This window comes from Microvirga aerilata (genome assembly GCF_016743775.1).
In the GTDB taxonomy this organism is placed as follows: domain Bacteria; phylum Pseudomonadota; class Alphaproteobacteria; order Rhizobiales; family Beijerinckiaceae; genus Microvirga; species Microvirga aerilata.
This window is the reverse complement of sequence record NZ_JAEQMY010000255.1, coordinates 1-1718: the sequence shown is the minus strand read 5'-3', so window position 1 is coordinate 1718 and position 1718 is coordinate 1. Positions and strand designations below refer to the sequence as shown.

Annotated in this window: 2 protein-coding genes; both read left to right on the top strand. The window is 67.3% G+C overall.

From position 1 onward, the window contains the following. The first annotated feature begins 4 nt into the window (after window positions 1–4). Complete coding sequence (locus JKG68_RS32150; protein ID WP_202066468.1) at window positions 5–754, top strand: electron transfer flavoprotein subunit beta/FixA family protein; 750 nt, start codon at window positions 5–7, stop codon at window positions 752–754. 15 nt (window positions 755–769) lie between these two features. After that, the gene (locus JKG68_RS32145; RefSeq protein WP_202066466.1) at window positions 770–1714 is read left to right on the top strand and encodes an electron transfer flavoprotein subunit alpha/FixB family protein; all 945 of its coding nucleotides are present in this window, start codon (window positions 770–772) and stop codon (window positions 1712–1714) included. Window positions 1715–1718: the final 4 nt, after the last annotated feature.

Sequence of the window (1718 nt, the reverse complement as noted above, 5' to 3'; positions counted from 1 at the left end):
ACGAATGAAGCTTCTTGTGTGTGTGAAGCGGGTTGTGGACTACAACGTGAAGATCCGGGTGAAGCCGGACGGGTCGGGCGTGGAGCTGGCCAACATCAAGATGTCCATGAACCCCTTCGACGAGATCGCCGTCGAGGAGGCCGTGCGCCTCAAGGAGCAGGGCAAGGCCACCGAGATCGTCGCCGTCTCCATCGGCCCGCAACAGGCAGGCGAGACCATCCGCACCGCGCTCGCCATGGGGGCCGACCGGGGCATCCTGGTCAAGACCGACGCCACCGTCGAGCCGCTCGCCGTCGCCAAGATCCTGGCCAAGGTGGTCGAGCAGGAGAAGCCCGACCTCGTCATCCTGGGCAAGCAGGCCATCGACGACGACTCCAACCAGACCGGCCAGATGCTGGCAGCGCTCCTGGGCTGGCCGCAGGGCACCTTCGCGTTCAAGGTCGACTTGGGCGAGGGCACCATCGACGTCACCCGCGAGGTCGATGGCGGCCTGCAGACGGTCGGCCTCAAGCTCCCGGCCATCGTCACCACGGACCTGCGCCTCAACGAGCCGCGCTACGCGTCGCTCCCCAACATCATGAAAGCCAAGAAGAAGCCCCTCGACGAGACGAGCCCCGAGACGCTCGGCGTCGACGTGGCGCCCCGCCTGAAGGTGGTGAAGACCGCCGAGCCCGGCGGCCGCAAGGCCGGCGTGAAGGTGGGGTCCGTGGCCGAACTGGTCCAGAAGCTCAAGGTCGAAGCCGGCGTGCTCTAAGGGAGAACAAGAACAATGACCACATTGCTGTTTGCCGAGCACGACAACGCTCAGCTGAAGGACGCCACCCACAAGGCCCTGTCTGCCGCCACGGCGCTCGGCGCCCCCGTGCACGTGCTGGTGGCAGGCTCCAATGCCCGCGCGGCGGCCGAGGCCGCCTCCAAGCTCGCAGGCGTGGAGAAGGTGCTGCTCGCCGACGCCCCGGCCTACGAGCACCAGCTCGCCGAGCCCACGGCCGCCCTCATCGTGTCGCTGGCCGGCTCCTACGACGCCCTGGTGGCGCCTGCCACCAGCAAGGGCAAGAACGTCATGCCGCGCGTGGCGGCGCTGCTCGACGTGATGCAGGTCTCCGACATCATCAAGGTGGTGTCCCCCGACACCTTCGAGCGCCCGATCTATGCCGGCAACGCCATCCAGACGGTGCAGGCCACCGACGCCAAGAAGGTGATCACCGTGCGCACGGCGGCCTTCCCGGCGGCCGGCGAGGGGGGCTCCGCCGCCATCGAGACGGTGAATGCGGCCGAGGATTCGGGGCTTTCGAGCTTCAAGGGCGAGGAGATCGCCAAGTCCGAGCGGCCGGAGCTGACCTCGGCGCGGATCATCATCTCGGGCGGGCGCTCGCTCGGCTCGGCGGATGCCTTCAAGCAGTACATCGAGCCCATCGCCGACTCGCTGGGAGCCGCCATGGGCGCCTCGCGCGCTGCGGTGGATGCGGGCTATGCGCCCAACGACTGGCAGGTTGGCCAGACCGGCAAGGTGGTGGCGCCCGACCTCTACATCGCGGTGGGCATCTCGGGCGCCATTCAGCACCTGGCCGGCATGAAGGACTCCAAGGTGATCGTGGCGATCAACAAGGACGAGGAGGCGCCGATCTTCCAGGTGGCCGATTACGGCCTTGTGGGCGACCTCTTCACCATCCTCCCCGAACTGAAGGATGAGTTGACCAAAGGCGGTCAATAAGGTC

What these genes read in the sequence shown, in the direction of transcription:
- JKG68_RS32145 (WP_202066466.1), top strand. Translation starts at nt 770, where the DNA reads ATGACCACATTGCTGTTTGCCGAGCACGACAACGCTCAGCTGAAGGAC.
- JKG68_RS32150 (WP_202066468.1), top strand. Translation starts at nt 5, where the DNA reads ATGAAGCTTCTTGTGTGTGTGAAGCGGGTTGTGGACTACAACGTGAAG.